Origin of the sequence: Sphingomonas sp. 4RDLI-65 (assembly GCF_049472435.1) — a bacterium.
Lineage (GTDB): Bacteria > Pseudomonadota > Alphaproteobacteria > Sphingomonadales > Sphingomonadaceae > Sphingomonas.
On the sequence record NZ_JBCEBT010000001.1, the window covers coordinates 1 to 16,517 of the forward strand.

Below are 16,517 nucleotides of genomic sequence, written 5' to 3' on the forward strand. Positions count from 1 at the left end.
GGGCTCCCGCCTTCGCGGGAGAACATCGCCAGGATCACCGCGTCGGGTAATTCGGCGCTTCCCGCGTGATCGTTACGTCGTGAACATGGCTCTCCATCAAGCCAGCGCCCGTAATCTGTACGAACTCCGCGCGCGCCTGGAGATCCGGAATCGTCGCGGACCCCGTATAGCCCATCGCCGCCTTGATCCCGCCGACCAGCTGATGGACGACATCCCTTGCCGGGCCCTTGTACGCCACCTGCCCCTCAATGCCCTCAGGCACGAGCTTGAGCTGGTCCTTGATATCGCCTTGGAAATAGCGATCCGCCGAGCCGCGGCCCATCGCGCCGACCGAGCCCATGCCGCGGTACGACTTGTACGCCCGCCCCTGATACAGGAACGTCTCGCCCGGAGCTTCGTCCGTGCCGGCCAGCAGCGAGCCGATCATCACCGTCGATGCACCTGCCGCGAGCGCCTTTGCCATATCACCCGAGGTGCGGATGCCGCCATCGGCGATCACCGGGACGCCGGCCTTGTGACCCGCCTCCGCGCAATCCATCACCGCAGTCAGCTGCGGCACGCCGACGCCTGCGACGACGCGCGTGGTGCAGATCGAGCCCGGCCCGATGCCGACCTTGATCCCGTCCGCGCCCGCACCGATCAGCGCACGCGTCGCCTCGCCGGTCGCGACGTTACCCGCCACCACCTGCACCGAGTTCGACAGCTTCTTCACGCGCTCGACCGCACGGCCGACGTCGCGATTATGCCCGTGCGCGGTGTCGATCACGATCAGGTCGCAACCGGCGTCGACCAGCTGTTCGGTCCGGTCGAAGCCCTTGTCGCCGACCGTCGTCGCCGCGGCCACGCGGAGGCGACCCGCCTCGTCCTTGGTCGCATCCGGGAACATCACCGCTTTCTCGATGTCCTTGACGGTGATCAGGCCGACGCAGCGATACTGCGCGTCGACCACCAGCAGCTTCTCGATGCGGCGGGCGTGGAGCAGGCGGCGTGCCTCTTCCTTGCCGACTTCGGTCGAGACGGTAGCGAGGTTCTCATGCGTCATCAGCTCGCTGACCGGCTGCTGCGGATTGCCCGCAAAGCGCACGTCGCGGTTGGTGAGGATGCCGACCAGCTTGCCGTCCGCTTCCACAACCGGGATGCCGCTGATCCGGTGACCCGACATCAGTGCCTGCGCTTCGCCGAGCGTGGCGGTCGGCTTGATCGTGATCGGGTTGACCACCATGCCCGATTCGAAGCGCTTGACCTGGCGCACGGCCACCACCTGTTCCTCGATGGTGAGGTTGCGGTGGAGCACGCCGATCCCGCCGAGCTGCGCCATCACGATCGCCATGTCGGCTTCGGTGACAGTGTCCATCGCGGACGAGAGGATCGGGATGTTGAGCGCGATGCCGCGCGTCAGCTGAGTCCGGGTATCGGCCTGGCTTGGCAGCACGTCCGATTCCCCCGGATACAGGAGGACGTCGTCGAATGTGAGGCCGAGGCGGATATCCATGAGAGCTGCCGTTCCTGGGTGTGAGGTGGCGCGCCATGTAACCAAACGCGCGGCGTACGGCTAGGCCTCTCATAAGCGGACGTGCTATAGCCGGGCCATACACGGATGGGGGATTGTTCGATGGGCCTGATCGTTGCCGCGCTCCTGCTGGCGCTGGTGCTGCTGTACCTCTTCACCAGCATCAAGATCGTCCACCAAGGCTATCAATACACGATCGAGCATTTCGGTCGCTTCACCACGGTCGCGCGGCCCGGCTTCAATTTCTACCCCGCGTTCTTCTACCGCGTCGGGCGGAAGGTGAACATGATGGAGCAGGTGATCGATATCCCCGGCCAGGAGATCATCACCAAGGACAACGCGATGATCTCGACCGACGGGGTCGTGTTCTTCCAGGTGCTCGACTCGGCCAAGGCGGCGTACGAGGTGTCGGACCTGTACCAGGCGCTGTTGCAGCTCACGACGACGAACCTGCGCACGGTGATGGGGTCGATGGACCTCGACGAGACGCTGTCGAAGCGCGACGAGATCAACGCGCGGCTGCTCAACGTGGTCGATCATGCGACGACGCCGTGGGGCGTGAAGATCACGCGCGTCGAGATCAAGGACATCCGTCCGCCGGCCGACATCGTCAACGCGATGGGGCGGCAGATGAAGGCCGAGCGCGAGAAGCGCGCGAACATCCTCGATGCCGAGGGTTCGCGGGCGTCTGAAATCCTGCGCGCCGAGGGGCAGAAGCAGGCGCGGATACTCGAGTCCGAGGGGCGCAAGGAATCCGCGTTCCGTGATGCCGAGGCGCGCGAGCGGGCGGCAGTGGCGGAGGCTTCGGCGACGCGTGCGGTGTCGCAGGCGATCGAGGAGGGTGGCGCGCAGGCGATCAACTACTTCATCGCACAGAAATACGTCGAGGCGATCGGCAAGTTCGCCACCTCGCCGAACGCGAAGACGATCCTGTTCCCGGTCGAGGCTACGCAGTTGATGGGGACGCTCGGCGGGATCGGTGAGCTGGCGAAGGACGCGTTGCGGGATGCGACGGCGTCGCCGCCGGCCAAGCCTGCCGCTCGTGGGCCGTTCGAGCTGTCTAAGTCCACCGAACTGCCGAAAAGCTGATGGACGGGATCAGCGCGGCTGCTGCGTGGCTGATCGCGGCGCTGGTGCTGGGGATCGCGGAACTGGCAGTGCCGGGGGTATTCCTGGTTTTCCTGGCGATCGCCGCGGCGGTCACCGGGGCGGCGGTGTTCGTGCTGCCCGACCTGCCGATGCCCGTTCAATTGGCGGCGTTCGCGATATGGAGCGCGGTCACCGTGCTCATCGGGAAGCGCTGGTACCGGGACTATCCGGTCGAGGGCGGCGACGCGATGCTCAACGACCGCGCGGCACGGTTGACCGGGCAGGTGGTGATCGTGGAAACGGCGCTGGTCGGCGGTCACGGCCGGGTCTTGGTCGGTGATGGAAGCTGGCCGGCGCGGGGAGACGACGCGCCGGTTGGCGCACGCGTCAGGATTGCGGCCGTGATCGACGGCGAAGTCGTGGTGGAGTCGCTTTGACGGCGCGGTGAGGCATGCGAGCGTTGGCGGGTGTTGCGCATGCCGCTAAGCCCGACTCTCTTAGACTATCCACCGCCTCCAAACCGGTAAATTCACCGCCCGCAGATCACCAGATTACAAGTCGACGGGAATTACCGATGACTATGCCGTTGCAGCGATAATTTAATTTCTCGGTCCGTACTATTGATTGTTATCGGATGCAATATTCAGGACTCTCGCTTGCGGTTTCCTGTAACACTCATCTGTTCAAGGACTCGTGAACGTACGAGCCGCGAGTCGCACGGTCTATAGCCCCGACCCCGTCATGTCCGGGTCGCCCGCATACGGATCGCCCGATACAGGGAGGGCCGTATGCTGCAACATGCGCACGCCATTCTGGGTATCAGCCCGGCAATGGTGGCGTTGCGCGGCTATCTGCCCAAGATCGCGCGGTCGTTGGCGACCGTCCTGATCACCGGCGAGACGGGCACCGGCAAGGAGCGCGTCGCACAAGCGGTGCATGACCTCGGCCCCCGCGCGCACGGGCCGTTCATCGCGCTCAACTGCGCCGCGCTGCCCGAGGGATTGATCGAAAGCGAGCTTTTCGGCCATGCCCGGGGGGCGTTCACGGGCGCGCATGTCGCGGTGCGAGGCCATATGGCGCAGGCCGATGGCGGCACGCTGTTCCTCGACGAGATCGGCGAGATGCGGCCGCAGGCGCAGGCGAAACTGCTCCGGGCGATCGAGACGCGCGAGATCCGGCCGGTCGGCGGGCAACGCGGCGTCGCGGTCGACATCCGCGTCGTCGCCGCGACCAACCAGTCGCTCGAGGGCATGGTCGCGCACGGGCTGTTCCGCGCCGACCTGTATTACCGGCTGAACGTCGCGCGGCTCGACCTGCCGCCCTTGCGCGATCGACCCGAGGATGTCGGCGTGCTGCTGTCGGCGGCGATCGGCGAACTGAACCGGCGCGACGATGCCGATGTCGGCCGGCCCGATCCGGAGCTGGAGCATTGCCTCGCCGCGCACGACTGGCCCGGCAACGTGCGCGAGGTGCGCAATCTCGCCGAGGCGTTGTTCATCGATCCGCCGCGCGGCACGATCCACTTCGCGGACCTGCCGCCGGCGTTCGCCCGGCTGTTCGCGCCGTACCGGATCGCGGTGTCGGACGAGCGCGCGCGGCTGGTCGCGGCGCTGACCGCAACGCACTGGAACAAGGCGCAGGCGGCCAAGGCGATGAACTGGTCGCGGATGACGCTGTACCGCAAACTCGCGCAGTATCACGTCGAGCATAGTATCGAGGTGTAACCCGGCGCGCAGGGCGATGTTACGGTGCGAGCGTAACATGCGCCCGCGCACGATGGCGGGAATGGCGGATATCCGCGGTTGGCACGTCCGTTGCGCATGTCACGGCATGACGCCAAACACTTCCTCGACCCCGACCTCGACAGCACCGGGCGATCTCGCGCTCGCGACCTACGCGAACTATTGCGAGGTGGGCTACAACGCGTTCGAGTTCCTGCTCGATTTCGGCCAGTTCCGGCCCGAGGCGCGCGCGGTCAACGTGCATTCGCGGATCGTCGCCGGCCCCGTCCAGGCCAAGCTGTTCGCGCGACTGCTGGCGGATGCGATCGCCCGGTTCGAGAGCGCGCACGGGGCGATCGCCGATCTCGACGACGAGGATCCGCTGAGCGCGCTGATCACCAGCCTGCCCGAGTTCGAACACCGCGCGACGACCGTGCGGGCCCAGCCCCTTTCGCCCTCCCCCTCCCCTCCACCGGGCGCCATGCCCCCTTCGCCGAGGTAGCCAATGCCTGCGCAGATCCGCCCCAACCGGCTCGAGGTCAACGACCGTTTCCCGATGCTCGGCTTCACCATCCGCACTCGCGGCGAACCACGCCGCGCGGAGATCGCGATCGCGACGGATCCCGGGCTGTTCGGCCCCGGCGGACGCGGCGCGCGCCGGCCCAGCAATTTCTATTCGAGCCGCGCGAGCGGGACGCTGGAGGTCGCAAGGGGCGAGGCGGTGTACGTGATCCCGCCCGAAGTTCTCGCGCAGTTCGTCGGTTCGGAGAGGCTGTATTTCGGGCTGGCGACGACCGGCCCGTCGGGACCGATCCAGTTCGAGGTCGACGTGATGCCGACATCGGCGAGCCCCTATGTCTCGCTTCACGCGCTGACCGGGCGCAGCCTGCGACGACTGCGCGTGATCCCGGGCCAAAAATCCGGTGCGGCGGGTGCGCTCGAATGGGCCGGCGACGCGGCACCGCCGGGGCAGCAGCCGGCGCAACGTACGGTGGCACCAATTACCAACGCCGATGCCCCACCGGCCGGTCATTATGATGACGGGTTTGGTCCGATGCCTGTCAAATCCCCCGGGTCGGCGCCGGTCGCCGACGCGGTTCCGGAACGACGGACTGCCCCGACGGCCCCGCCCATCGACCGGCCCATCGCGACAGCCCCCGCAGCGACCGCCAGCAGCCTTGCCTGGTCGACCGCGCCGAAGCCTGCACAGGCCTTCGCGACCGACGTCGTCGTCTCGCCCGATCGCGTCGCGGTCACGCCTCCGCCGGTCACGGTGCTGAGCGGGGCGCTACGGATCGCGGCCGAAGCGCTGCTACTCACGGTCACCGGCCCCGCCGCGCCGATGATCATCGCGCTGCGACTAGCCGCCCGGGCATCCGCCGCGGCGGGCATGCCCGTCTCGATCGGGCTCGGCGAGGCGGCCGGAGCCGGGCTGCTCCAGGGTGGTACGCTCGGCATCGGCCTGATCTTCGGGCCCGCCGGGGAATTGGGCGTCTACGGCTCGGCGCAACTCGATACGGGTCTGCTCGCATCGATCAGCGCGGTGGTGCAGCTCACGGTCATCCGCGGCGGCGTCGCCGGCTTTTCGGGTTGGAGCCGGAGTGCGACCGTTTCGGGCGGCGAGGCGATCGTCGGCGGCGCCTCGGTATTGTTCGATACGCTCGGCAATTTCCAGGGCGTCACGGCGCAGGTCGGGATTGGCGCGGGGTTGTCGCCGATCGAATTCTTCGTGTCGGTCCAACGCACCGTCTCGACCACTTTCGGGATGGCGGCAGCGCTCGGACAGCTCGGCGAACCGGCGCGCGCGCTCGGTGCGGAAGGGCGGAGCGTCGAAGTCAAATACCGGATGTTCATTCCCTCCCCTGCAATCGACTCTCCGCTGACCGTCTATGGCGGTGACGGGCGCGGCTTCGCCTATGCGGGCGGCACGAGCCGCGGCGAGATCGTCGCCGAAATACGGCTCGCGGCAAACGGTACGATCGCCGGGATCGACATCTCGCGGGCCGACTGGGGCGAGAGCACCGCCTATGCGACCGACGACACGTTCCATCCGGAGGGCAAACCCAATTGGTGGCGCGAAAAGCGCGACGGTGCGCAACCGACCGAGCGCGCCAAGCTCGCGCGGACGGTGGACAATCTCGATATCCGATCCGGTGCACCGGGCATGGCGCGCGGCGCACAATCCGCGTTCGAACGCGCGTCACTGGTAACCATCAGCGCCAGCGGCGGCCTTCCGCTCAGCCATGTGTCGCCCGCGATTGATGCCGACATGTCGGTGCTGTTACGGATCACCGGCGATGGCGCAATCGAGGCGAAGGCCACCGGCAGCCATGACGGTTTCCCAGCCCACGAACTCTATGTCGGTGGGCACAGGCTTTACGCCTATGATCCGGTCGCGGCGGGCAACGATCCGAGCAACCTGCTGCCGCCGATGGATATCGACGTCGACACCGGCTGGACGACCGTTGCCGCGGCATCGGCGACCGGCCAGGCGCTCGCGCTGAAGCCTACCCCACGCGCGTTCGATGCGGAGATCCCGCTCGATCCCGGCGTCGGCGGCCAGTCGATCGGCATGGGTGCGTTGCAGGTCGGCGACATCATCCTGTCGACTACCGACGCGGCAATCTCGCAAGCCATCCGCCGCGCGACGAGCGGCCAGGTCAGCCATGCGATGCTGTATGTCGATCAGGGCGGCATGGTGATCGAAGCGGTCGGCGACGGCGTTCTCTTCCGCCCGCTCGGCGAAGCGCTGGCGGACGCGACGGTCGCGGTCGCGTTCCGCGTGCCGGGGCTCGACACCGCGCAGCGCGAGACGATCGCGCACGCCGCCAGCGCGCATATCGGCGAGCCCTACAGCCATATCGGGATCGTCCGCCAGGCGCTGTTCCAGATCGACCAGCGGCTGTGCTCGGCCTTGCCCAACGGCCTGTCCGACCGCTGCCGCGCGTTCGCCGGTCGCATCGACATGGGCACGCCGTCCAACGACAGCTTCTTCTGCTCCGAACTTGTGCTCGACGCGTATCAGGCTGCGGGAAAGCCGCTCACGACCGAACCGCCAAGCTGGGCGACGCCCGACGACATCGCCAACCTGCGCTTCGATGCCGATCGGTTGCGCTATGTCGGGCATCTGAAGGCAGCCCCCTCAGGCGGGCTGTTCGGACACCTGCTCTCCTACGCCAAGGGCGAGGCAACCAGGGCGGCGCGTGGCCTCGCCAACGAGAGCTACAGCCTCAATTGGGACGAGGTCGAGCTCATCGCGCAACCGAGCGATTTCAGCTGCTGGGCGGCAGCGGGCGCGATGGTGATCGGCTGGGGCGAGCGCGTCTCGCTCAGTCCCGACAGCGTCGCGACGCTGTGCCACCGCACCACTGCGACCGGGCTGGCGCCCGCGCAGGTCGGCGATTTCGCCCGCGAGATGGGGCTAAGTGCGGCACCGCCAGCCTGCTATACGCCCGACGGCCTGCGCGGACTGCTTGAGGATCATGGTCCGTTATGGGTCGCGGCCGACGTGCCCGGCCTTCATGCGATCGTCGTCACCGGCATGTACGGCGACGCGAACGGCTTCTTCGTGCGGATCAGCGATCCGTGGGACCGGACGATCGGCACGCCCGGGTCCCCCGGCGCGTATGCCAGCACGCATCTGACCGGCAGCCGCTACATCATGGGCTGGGACGCGTTCGCCGCGGAATACGAGAATGCCGCGACGCTCGCGGGCGTCAACCTGCAGATCCTGCACAATGCGGACACCGGAGGGCGCCGTCCCAACACGGGCTCCGCGGCTGCCGTCGGCTATGCGCAAGGCTATGAGCAACGCCGCATGGCCCCGCCTCCCGCCAGCAAGGGACCACGGGCGATGGATGCCGGTGCCGACCCGATCCGGCGGACCGACCGGACGACGGTCGGCGGTGTCGGCTTCGTGCTCGAACAGCTCGATGGTCTGCGCCGGCCCCGTACCGCGCGGACGGTCGAGATGCCCGAGGTGCAGGGCGCGCTTGCGATCGACGACTGGCCACAGATGCCGGACGCGGGCGGCGGTACCTTTGGTGGCGTGGCGCTTGCCTGGAGCCATGGCGGCGGCGCGGTCGGCAACGTCCGCGTCACCCCCGGTCGGGCGGCGCTAAGCGACGGCTGGGCGCTGAATGTCGAGGGCCGTATCCTCGACGGTCCGGACGACGAGAGCCTCGCCAAGCTGACCGTCGTGCTCGATCACCACTTCAGCAAGCCCGGCGAGGCGGATCATCGCTCGACCATCCGCGTCGTGCTCGATGGCGATGGGCATCATCTCCGAACCAACGCGTGGGTCGATACGGGGTCCGATGCGGGCGCCACCCCATCGCGCGAACCCGCCCACGTCGGCGTTTGAGCGGCTCGGCCGATGCCCCTTCGCCCTCCTCCCCCGCCGACGAGCGGCGGCTATGCCGTCGCGCGGTCGCTGGCGCGCGATGCGTTCGGGCGCGAGATCGGCGATTCGACGCAGGCGCCCCAGCCCGAGGACGATCCGGCAGCGGTCACCCCCGCACCAAAGCGCGAGACCGCAACCGACTCGCTCGGCCGTCGCGCGGGCGCGCTGTCGGACGAACTCGACTTTCCCGCGTTTGTCGCCAGCCTCGTCCACGGCACGTTCGATGCGATCGTCGACAGCTCGATCCGGCAGATGGAGAGCTTCGCCGATCTCGTCGCCGCGGTCGCCAAACCGCTCGAACAGTTCAAGAACGAGAATGTGACGCTCAACCAGGCGCGCGACTATCTGGTCGAGCAATATCCGCGCGACGTCGCGATCGGCAAGGGTGAGGACGGGCCAACGCTCGTCCCCGTGGCGCGCCCCGGCAACGACGAATCCGCATCGCCGCCGTGGCTTGCCGATTTCGGGCTCGACGATCAGGAACTCACCGCCGAACTGCTCGAACAACAGGTGCTGCCGCACGCACGCGAGGCGGTCGCGAAACAGCGGTTGCAGACATTGTCGACGATGGTGCTGCTCGGCATGAACCGCGTCGTCGTCAAGGACGGCACGATCAACGCGCGCGTCCGGTTTCGCGCCGCGGCGGCGGACCACACCGCGTTCGACTATGCGACCGGCGGCGATCCCAAGACCGGCGGCGCCGAATGGAGCGAGCGTGGATCGCGCACCTATGCCGCGCCGTCGACCAAGGTGTCGACCGTCGGCGTCAACGTGCAGGCCGACAGCGATCTCAAGGCCGAGCTGTTCGGCGAGGTGAAAATCAATTTCGCCAGCGAGACCGTGCCGCTCGATCGCTTCATGGACGACGTCAAACGCGGCCAGCTGGAGCATCACGCGAGAGGCGGATCGACCCGCCCCGCGCCCGCCCGCGCCGCGCTGCCTGCCCCTGTTCCCATTCCCCTCGCGCCGGGCGTGACGGCATGACCGGCCTCCGCCCGCTCGCGCAGACGCTGACCGAGGTTGCCGACGGCGCGATGGCCGCCGCCGCGCAGACCGGCGTGCGCGCGACCCGGATCGAACTCGACCTCCCGATCGAGATCGGATTTGGCGGCACGGAGTTTCGCGCCGACCTGCCGCGTTTCGTCACGCGCACCGCGTTCGACCTGCCCGTCTCGCGGCTGCGCGTGGTGTGGGAGATGCCGTCATGAACGCCGGTGCGCTCCCGCTCGAGCATTTCATCCAGGCGGTACAGAGCCAGCTCGACAAGGCGCAGACCGCGATGGCGACCAAGGCGCGCAATCTCAACCTGCCGCTGACCTTCGCGATCAAGGACATCACGATGGACCTGCGCGCGCAGGTCGAGTTCACCGCAGGCGAGATCCGGATCCGCCCGGCGGGCGCCGCGGATACGCAGGCGAGCCTGTTCCACCTCGTCTTCGCGGCGATCACCCGGCCAATGATCGAGGAGAATGCGATCGCCTCGTCCTATGATCCGAACGATCGGCCGCTCGACGAACTGGGCGACGACGTCTCGGAGGAGGAGCGCCGCAAGCTCGAATGGATCGGCGTCCGCACTGTCGACAAGCTCCAGCAGATGAGCAAGGACGGCGGCGAGCGCGAGATGGCGCGCGTCACCAGCCTGCCGGTCGACCGCCTGCGCAAAGCGTTGGAGCGTGCCGCCGCGCCGCTGGTCGAGCATGTCGTGCCGGTGCCAAACGACGATCCCGATGCACCGCCGCTACTGCGCGTCCGCGGTCGCAATCTCACCCGGGGCGGTCCGCCGCGCGTCATGCTGGCGGGCGAGGCGATGGCGGTGGTCAAGGCAAGCGAGACCGAATTGCTGCTCGCGCCGTCGCCGCATCAATGGTTCGGCGAACTGACCGTCGCGCCGACGCCGACCGTCTCGACCGCGATGGCGTTCGATCTGCGACCGTTCGCACCGCTTCCCGTCGTGGGACCGATCGCAGCCGTCATACTCGATCCGGACGCGACGTCATGACGATGCGTCGTCTCGCCGCCCCCTGGGCACCCCGCGGCTCGACCGCCTATTGCCTGCCGGGATCGATGCTCGTGAAGCTGAGCCTAGGCGAGGCGCCCGCGTCTGTCCCCGCGCGCAACGACGTCCGCGACGGGGCGATCGCCGCGGCGACGGCGCTGGACGGTGGCGCGATCGACCGGATTCTTCGCGAACGCGGTGGCAGCGTGCGTATCGCGCGGCTGCACACGGCTGCTGCGAACATCGGCCACAAGGGCGCGCGCAACCGGCACTATACCGACGCCGAACAGATCAGCGGCGTCGCGCGCACCTTCCTCGTCCAGGCCGATCACACGACGCAGCTTGGCGACCTCGCCGATGCGTTGTCGTCGATCAGCACGGTCGAGTGGGCGAGCCCCAACTACGTCGCCGCAGGACCGTTCGGGCAGGCCGCATTGCTCGCGGTCGATGCGGTCGACGACGAGGAGATGTGGGCGCCCTGGGCGATGATCCGCGGGCCTCAAGCCCTGGCCTACGAACCCGGCGACAGCGCAGTGATCGTCGGCATCATCGACAGCGGCGTCGCACCCGAGCACCGCGAGTTCGCCGGACGGTTCCGGCGCGGCTACGATACGGTCAACCTGTCGACCCGAGACGTCGCACCGGGGATCGAGATGCTCGGGACCACCGACGATCCCGATCACGAGCCGGTCGATCATTATGTCGGTCACGGCTCGGCCTGCGCGGCGATCATCGGCGCGCTCGGGATCGACATGCCACCGGGCATGGCGGGCGATGCGCAGCTGTTGCCGATGCGCGCGCTCGGCGCGGCGCGGCTGCCCGGACGGTCGGCGGCGATCGGCATGGGCGCGATCGCCGATCTCGATGCGGCGGCCAAGCTCGCGATCGATCTCGGCGCGCGCGTGCTCAACCTGAGCTTCGGCACCGACGACGCGCAACTCGCGCCGCACATGCCCAAGCCGCATGCCGACGTGATCGCGTACGGCGCGGATCGCGGCTGCGTATTCGTCGCGGCCAGCGGCAACAACGGCCACGAGACGACCTATTGGCCTGCCGCCTATCCGCAGGTGATCGCAGTCGGCGCGGTCGGCACCGATGCGCGGCCGACCGGCTTCTCGACCCGCGGCCAGCATGTCGCATTGTGCGCGCCGGGCGACCGGATCTTCACCGCAGCGCTCGACGGCTATCAGCGCGCGACCGGCACCAGTTTCGCCGCGCCGTTCGTCAGCGCGACCGCGGCGCTGATGATCGCCCGCGCCGAACGCCGCGCCTTCCCGATCGATGCGGCCACGATCAAGCACCTGCTCGCCGCCACCGCGCGCCCGTTCTCGACCGCCTCGCCCGGTTGCGGCGCGGGCGTGCTCGACGCGGCCGCCGCGGTCGCCGCGGTGGATCGGTTCATCGACCACGAACATCCCGCGACCGAGGACGGATGATGGCCAGACCCCGCACACCCCGGAAAGGCCCGAACAAGCAGAGGAATCCCGCCATGACACTCTCGAACATCCGCTACCGCGATCTCGCCCACCTCGAATTCACCGAGCGTACCCGCCTGCAGGAGCGCCTCAACCAGCTCGATCGATCGGCGCGCTCGCGGGCCGGCGCGGGAGTCGGCGGTGCCACCGACGCGGTATATTATTCGGTCGAAGAAAAGGCCGAACGCGACCGCATCGCGCGGACGCTTGCGATCATCACCGTCACGCCCAAGGAATGGGCCAGCCCCCTCTATCTCGCCGCGCGCGACCTGTTCACCGAGCGCAACCTGTTGATCGGCCATCTCGGCAACCCCGATGGCTCGGTGCTCGACGAATCCCCCGGCGTGACACTGAGAATGGCGAGCGGCGATCGTCTCAACGGCCCCTCCGCGGTCGGTTGCGCGCTGACGATCGGTTTGTTGATCAGCGATGCGGTAGAACCGCCTCCGATCGTCATCGACGACCGCCCCAGGAGGCCCGAGGCTCCGACTGCGGCGGAAGCTGCCGCAGCACTCAAGGCGCGGACCCAAGGTCAGATAGACGCTGCGGCGGTTGAGGCCGACATCATTGCCAACCAAACGCCTGCCGAACAGGAGGCGGCGGCCGTGCTCGCTGCGAAGCTCGAGGCGGAGACGAAATTCGACAACGACCGCTTCGCGCTGAACGCCGACAAAGACGATCCCCAATGGCCGCTTTTCGCCCGTGCGTTCTTCAAGGCGCTCGGCGAAACAGAGTCGTACAAGCCGTTGTCGGCGCGCGTGCTGGGCATCCTGGCGCAGGAAGGCGGCGGCACATCCGCCAGCGGTGGAATCGTCGATGTCGTGGAATTCGCCAAGGTCATGCGTCAGCTCGCGGCGCGCGGCGTCACCGAGCATGATCCGCAACTCGGCCGCCGGATTAGCGAGGCGCTCGACAAAGTCCAGAACGTCGGTGTCGGCGACGTCACGAGCGAGATCGGCATCGACCTGCCCGACCTCGACACGGTATCCGATGCCGAAGTCGTCTCGGACAATATCCGGCTGATGGGACCGGTGATCTGCGCGGCGATGCTCGACGAGCTGAAGGCGTTCCAGGTCGTCGACAAGATCCTGGAGAGTGCGCAGAACGGCACGCTGCCGATCGGCAAGGGCGCGGCGGGGCAGATGCTGTATCGCCGCTGGAAGGAGTCGCCCAACCGGATCAGCGAAGGCGAACGCGCCGACCTGTATGCGATGACGATGGGGCAGCCGGGCGGCAATCCGGCGATCCAGGGCAATACCGACTTCAACGACCTCTGGCTCCGGTTCGTGTCGTCGGTATCCAATTTCGTTCGCCAGCAGGACGTCGACAAGCTACTGCGCGCGGCGATTCCCAGCGCGACCGGCGCGCAGCAGATGCGCAAGGCGGCGCGCGACCTCGCCACCAACCTGTCGCTGCACGGCTATGGCATGACCTATTATGCCGCGCTCGAGCTGCAGGGCGAGGTCAAGTCGATGATCCAGCTGCTTAGCGATCCCGAGATCCGCGGCGCCTACGGCGCGCGCGACATGTGGCAGGTGATCGATCAGGTCGCGACCACCGATCTGGGCGGCGCGCGCACCAGTTCGCGCTACCGCACGCTCGCCACCTGCGGCGCGATCATCACCGCGTGGCTCGCCAACAACATCGAGAAGATCATGCGGCCGATGGGCGTGTTGCTCGACATGATGGACGTGCGCTCGCCGATGCCGCGCACCGCGGGCTCGAAGGCGACGAGCAACCCGACCGACTATGACCTGGTCAATGCCTGCGAGCTGTGGCTCGCCGACACAGCGACCACCGACAGTCGCGTCGACGAGATGAGCCAGCCGCGGATGTCGCCGGTGATGACCTCGAAACCCGTCCAGATGCCCGCCTTCGCGCGCGAGTTCATGGACGAGATCCCGGGCATGACCGGGGGTTTCAGCGGGGCGATGGGCGTCCGCAACGGCGCCAGCCGGCACTGATGGCGCCCCTCTAGAACGCCACCGACAAGGAGGATCGAACGATGCCCTACCAACCGCTCTCCGCCAAGGTGACCGAGCGCCTTGCCCAGGCCGCGCGTGCGCTCGGCGCGGCCGATCCGAGCCAGCCGATGGCCGGGCTGATCGCGCGCACCTTCCCGTTGCCCGCGGGCGACCCGCGCTATGCCCGCAATGCGCTGGTGCCGATGGCGGCACCGTTCGAGCCGTCCTTCTCGGAGATACAACCGGCCAAGCTGCGCTTCACGATCGAGCCGCTCGAACCCGACGCGTCGGGGGCGGACCGCCGCGACGAGGCGACGCGCGAGATGCGGCGGCTGGTCGGCGCGTTCCTCGGGCGCGACACGCTGCGCTGGTTCGACGAGCGCTCCGAACCGTTTCGCGGCTTCGGCGGCGGCAATCTCGATTACGGCGCGTTCTTCGGCGCCTCGACCGACCGCGACGGACTGTACGCGTCGAAGGTCTATTACGAGACCAACCCACACCAGGTGACGCAATTGCCGCCCGGCCTGCTCCAGGTCATCACCACCGCGCAGCGGCTGCTGCCCGGCCTGCGCCCGCTGTTCACGACGATCAGCGCGCAGCGCGACATGGGCGGCCAGCGGCTGACGTTCCTGTATCCGCACGCGCTGAAACTGCGCGATCTCGAGCCGGTGCTGACCGCGATGGGCATGGCCGAACGGCTGCCGGCGATCATGCAGATCATCGGCCTGGTGCTGGGTGGCCGGTTCGAGCTGCCCGAAAATTCGGTGCTGATGGCGTTCGGGACGGGACCGCAGGGCCCCGAGTTCGAACTCTACGTCCAGCTTGCGCGGATCCCAGACCTGCCGCCCGAATTCCTGAGCCTGCTGACGCTCGGGCTGTCGGAACGGCCGCGCGAGCTCGCCGCGCTCAGTCGCTGGATGAGCGCGTTCACCCCCGACGACGAGGTGTGGCCAGGGCGGTTCTCGATCCTGTCGGTCCGCGCCGGCGCCGCACTGCCGCCGCGGATCAGCCTGTATCTCCGTCCCGCCGAGTTCGAGGTCAGCGCCGAGGCGCTCCAGCAACTCGCCGCCTGAACCCCTTGCGAGGCCCAAACCATGCACCCGCCGTCGATAGCCACGCTGCCTCGCCCGCCCCGTCCCGAAGTCCGCGACGCGGTTCGCGACCTGTTGATGAAGAGCCCGGCGTTCGCCGCGCTGCCGCCCGCCCGACAGCTTCAGGTCGCGAAGGATACTACCCTGATCGCGAATTACCTGGCGGCGCCGGAGGATATCGAGGGCAACCGGCTGGCGGGCGGCCTTGGCATGCCGGCCACCGCGCTGGCCACCCCGGGCAGCTATGATGCGAACAACGAGAAAGTCGAGGCGATCGGCGACAGCGACTTCAAGGCGGGTGCGATCCACGAAGGCGTCGCAGCCGCGAAGGAGTATATCGATGGCGTGAACTTCCCGGCGTTCGTCGGCGGACTGATCTCCAACGTGTTCCAGGCGATCGTCAGCACATCGATGGAGCAGATGGAGGCATATGGAAAACTGGTCGCATCGGTGTCGATGTCGCTCGGCCAGTTCATGCAGGATAACGTCTCCGAAAATCAGGGCCGCGATCATATCCAGGAGAAATTCCCCGACATGTTCGAGATGGGCACCGACGACATGGACGATAATCCGCAACCGCGCCTGAAACTGCGCGGCGATATCGACGAGGGCGCCGCACTCGCGCGCGTCAACAGCTCGATCAGCTTCGAAAACGGTGCACTCAAGAGCCTCGACCTGTCCGACGCGAACGTCGAGCGCGCCTTGGTGGTCGGCGCCCGGATGCAGCTTGCCAAACAACGTCAGCAGATGATGGCGAGCATGATCCTGCTCGGCATCAACCGGATCGTCGTCACCGACGGCAAGATTTCCGCCAAGGTGTTGTTCGACTTTACCGCGACCAGCGGCCGCGATCTCAGCCGGAGCGCGGAGGCGTTCGACATGGCACGCGATCAGGCTGGTAATGTCCAGACCACACGCCAGGGCGTCAGCACGCGAGACCGAGGATCACAGACCAAGATCGAGGGCGGCACGCTCAACGCGGAAAGTTTCTCACGCGGCACGTACAAATACCAGGACCGTCCGATCATCACCGCCAAGAGCAGCGCGTCGGAAACCAGTTCGGACATGATCAAGGCCAAGGCCAGCCTGACCGGCGCGGTCGAGGTGAACTTCAAGAGCGATTACCTGCCGCTCGACAAGATGGCGACGCCTGGGATGATCTCGGCGATCCAGGGCAATGCGACGCCGGTCGATCCCAACGTGCTGCCGTCGGCGCGGGTCGCCACCCCGCCGCCGATCGCCGCCGCGCCCGTCGCCGCCCGGGTCTGA

The 16,517-nt window shown here is 67.8% G+C and carries 13 protein-coding genes; 12 read left to right on the forward strand and 1 reads right to left on the reverse strand.

Annotated elements, in window-relative coordinates; genetic code table 11:
* Positions 1 to 34: 34 nt before the first annotated feature.
* A complete protein-coding gene (gene guaB / locus VH567_RS00005) occupies positions 35 to 1,492 on the reverse strand; it encodes an IMP dehydrogenase (protein WP_423322168.1) in 1,458 nt (485 codons plus the stop codon).
* A 120-nt stretch (positions 1,493 to 1,612) separates the two neighbouring features.
* On the opposite strand from guaB, the gene VH567_RS00010 reads away from it, so the two are divergent.
* From VH567_RS00010 to VH567_RS00065, 12 genes are all read left to right on the forward strand, one after another.
* A complete protein-coding gene (locus VH567_RS00010) occupies positions 1,613 to 2,599 on the forward strand; it encodes an SPFH domain-containing protein (protein ID WP_423322169.1) in 987 nt (328 codons plus the stop codon).
* Positions 2,599 to 3,036, forward strand: a complete 438-nt coding sequence (locus VH567_RS00015) for an NfeD family protein (RefSeq protein WP_423322170.1) — start codon at positions 2,599 to 2,601, stop codon at positions 3,034 to 3,036. Before VH567_RS00010 ends, VH567_RS00015 begins: the two co-directional genes overlap by 1 nt.
* 351 nt (positions 3,037 to 3,387) lie before the next feature.
* On the forward strand, positions 3,388 to 4,323 hold the full coding sequence (locus tag VH567_RS00020; protein ID WP_423322171.1) for a sigma-54 interaction domain-containing protein: 936 nt from the start codon (positions 3,388 to 3,390) through the stop codon (positions 4,321 to 4,323).
* A gap of 106 nt (positions 4,324 to 4,429) precedes the next feature.
* A complete protein-coding gene (locus VH567_RS00025) occupies positions 4,430 to 4,822 on the forward strand; it encodes a DUF3467 domain-containing protein (protein ID WP_423322172.1) in 393 nt (130 codons plus the stop codon).
* A gap of 3 nt (positions 4,823 to 4,825) precedes the next feature.
* Entirely contained in the window at positions 4,826 to 8,683 is a 3,858-nt protein-coding gene (locus VH567_RS00030) for a papain-like cysteine protease family protein (RefSeq protein WP_423322173.1), read from the forward strand.
* Between the two features lie 12 nt (positions 8,684 to 8,695).
* Positions 8,696 to 9,706, forward strand: a complete 1,011-nt coding sequence (locus VH567_RS00035) for a hypothetical protein (protein ID WP_423322174.1) — start codon at positions 8,696 to 8,698, stop codon at positions 9,704 to 9,706.
* Positions 9,703 to 9,930, forward strand: a complete 228-nt coding sequence (locus VH567_RS00040; RefSeq protein WP_423322175.1) for a hypothetical protein — start codon at positions 9,703 to 9,705, stop codon at positions 9,928 to 9,930. The genes VH567_RS00035 and VH567_RS00040 overlap by 4 nt, the downstream gene beginning before the upstream one ends.
* Positions 9,927 to 10,721, forward strand: a complete 795-nt coding sequence (locus tag VH567_RS00045) for a hypothetical protein (protein WP_423322176.1) — start codon at positions 9,927 to 9,929, stop codon at positions 10,719 to 10,721. Before VH567_RS00040 ends, VH567_RS00045 begins: the two co-directional genes overlap by 4 nt.
* Entirely contained in the window at positions 10,718 to 12,154 is a 1,437-nt protein-coding gene (locus VH567_RS00050; RefSeq protein ID WP_423322177.1) for a S8 family peptidase, read from the forward strand. Before VH567_RS00045 ends, VH567_RS00050 begins: the two co-directional genes overlap by 4 nt.
* A gap of 53 nt (positions 12,155 to 12,207) precedes the next feature.
* The gene (locus tag VH567_RS00055; RefSeq protein WP_423322178.1) at positions 12,208 to 14,157 is read left to right on the forward strand and encodes a hypothetical protein; all 1,950 of its coding nucleotides are present in this window, start codon (positions 12,208 to 12,210) and stop codon (positions 14,155 to 14,157) included.
* Between the two features lie 41 nt (positions 14,158 to 14,198).
* Positions 14,199 to 15,230, forward strand: a complete 1,032-nt coding sequence (locus VH567_RS00060) for a hypothetical protein (protein ID WP_423322179.1) — start codon at positions 14,199 to 14,201, stop codon at positions 15,228 to 15,230.
* A 21-nt stretch (positions 15,231 to 15,251) separates the two neighbouring features.
* Positions 15,252 to 16,517, forward strand: coding sequence for a hypothetical protein (locus VH567_RS00065; protein ID WP_423322180.1), 1,266 nt, complete (start codon positions 15,252 to 15,254; stop codon positions 16,515 to 16,517).

Bases quoted from the DNA above. Each gene is read 5' to 3' on its own strand.
- guaB (WP_423322168.1), bottom strand. From the start codon at position 1,492: ATGGATATCCGCCTCGGCCTCACATTCGACGACGTCCTCCTGTATCCG.
- VH567_RS00010 (WP_423322169.1), top strand. From the start codon at position 1,613: ATGGGCCTGATCGTTGCCGCGCTCCTGCTGGCGCTGGTGCTGCTGTAC.
- VH567_RS00015 (WP_423322170.1), top strand. From the start codon at position 2,599: ATGGACGGGATCAGCGCGGCTGCTGCGTGGCTGATCGCGGCGCTGGTG.
- VH567_RS00020 (WP_423322171.1), top strand. From the start codon at position 3,388: ATGCTGCAACATGCGCACGCCATTCTGGGTATCAGCCCGGCAATGGTG.
- VH567_RS00025 (WP_423322172.1), top strand. From the start codon at position 4,430: ATGACGCCAAACACTTCCTCGACCCCGACCTCGACAGCACCGGGCGAT.
- VH567_RS00030 (WP_423322173.1), top strand. From the start codon at position 4,826: ATGCCTGCGCAGATCCGCCCCAACCGGCTCGAGGTCAACGACCGTTTC.
- VH567_RS00035 (WP_423322174.1), top strand. From the start codon at position 8,696: ATGCCCCTTCGCCCTCCTCCCCCGCCGACGAGCGGCGGCTATGCCGTC.
- VH567_RS00040 (WP_423322175.1), top strand. From the start codon at position 9,703: ATGACCGGCCTCCGCCCGCTCGCGCAGACGCTGACCGAGGTTGCCGAC.
- VH567_RS00045 (WP_423322176.1), top strand. From the start codon at position 9,927: ATGAACGCCGGTGCGCTCCCGCTCGAGCATTTCATCCAGGCGGTACAG.
- VH567_RS00050 (WP_423322177.1), top strand. From the start codon at position 10,718: ATGACGATGCGTCGTCTCGCCGCCCCCTGGGCACCCCGCGGCTCGACC.
- VH567_RS00055 (WP_423322178.1), top strand. From the start codon at position 12,208: ATGACACTCTCGAACATCCGCTACCGCGATCTCGCCCACCTCGAATTC.
- VH567_RS00060 (WP_423322179.1), top strand. From the start codon at position 14,199: ATGCCCTACCAACCGCTCTCCGCCAAGGTGACCGAGCGCCTTGCCCAG.
- VH567_RS00065 (WP_423322180.1), top strand. From the start codon at position 15,252: ATGCACCCGCCGTCGATAGCCACGCTGCCTCGCCCGCCCCGTCCCGAA.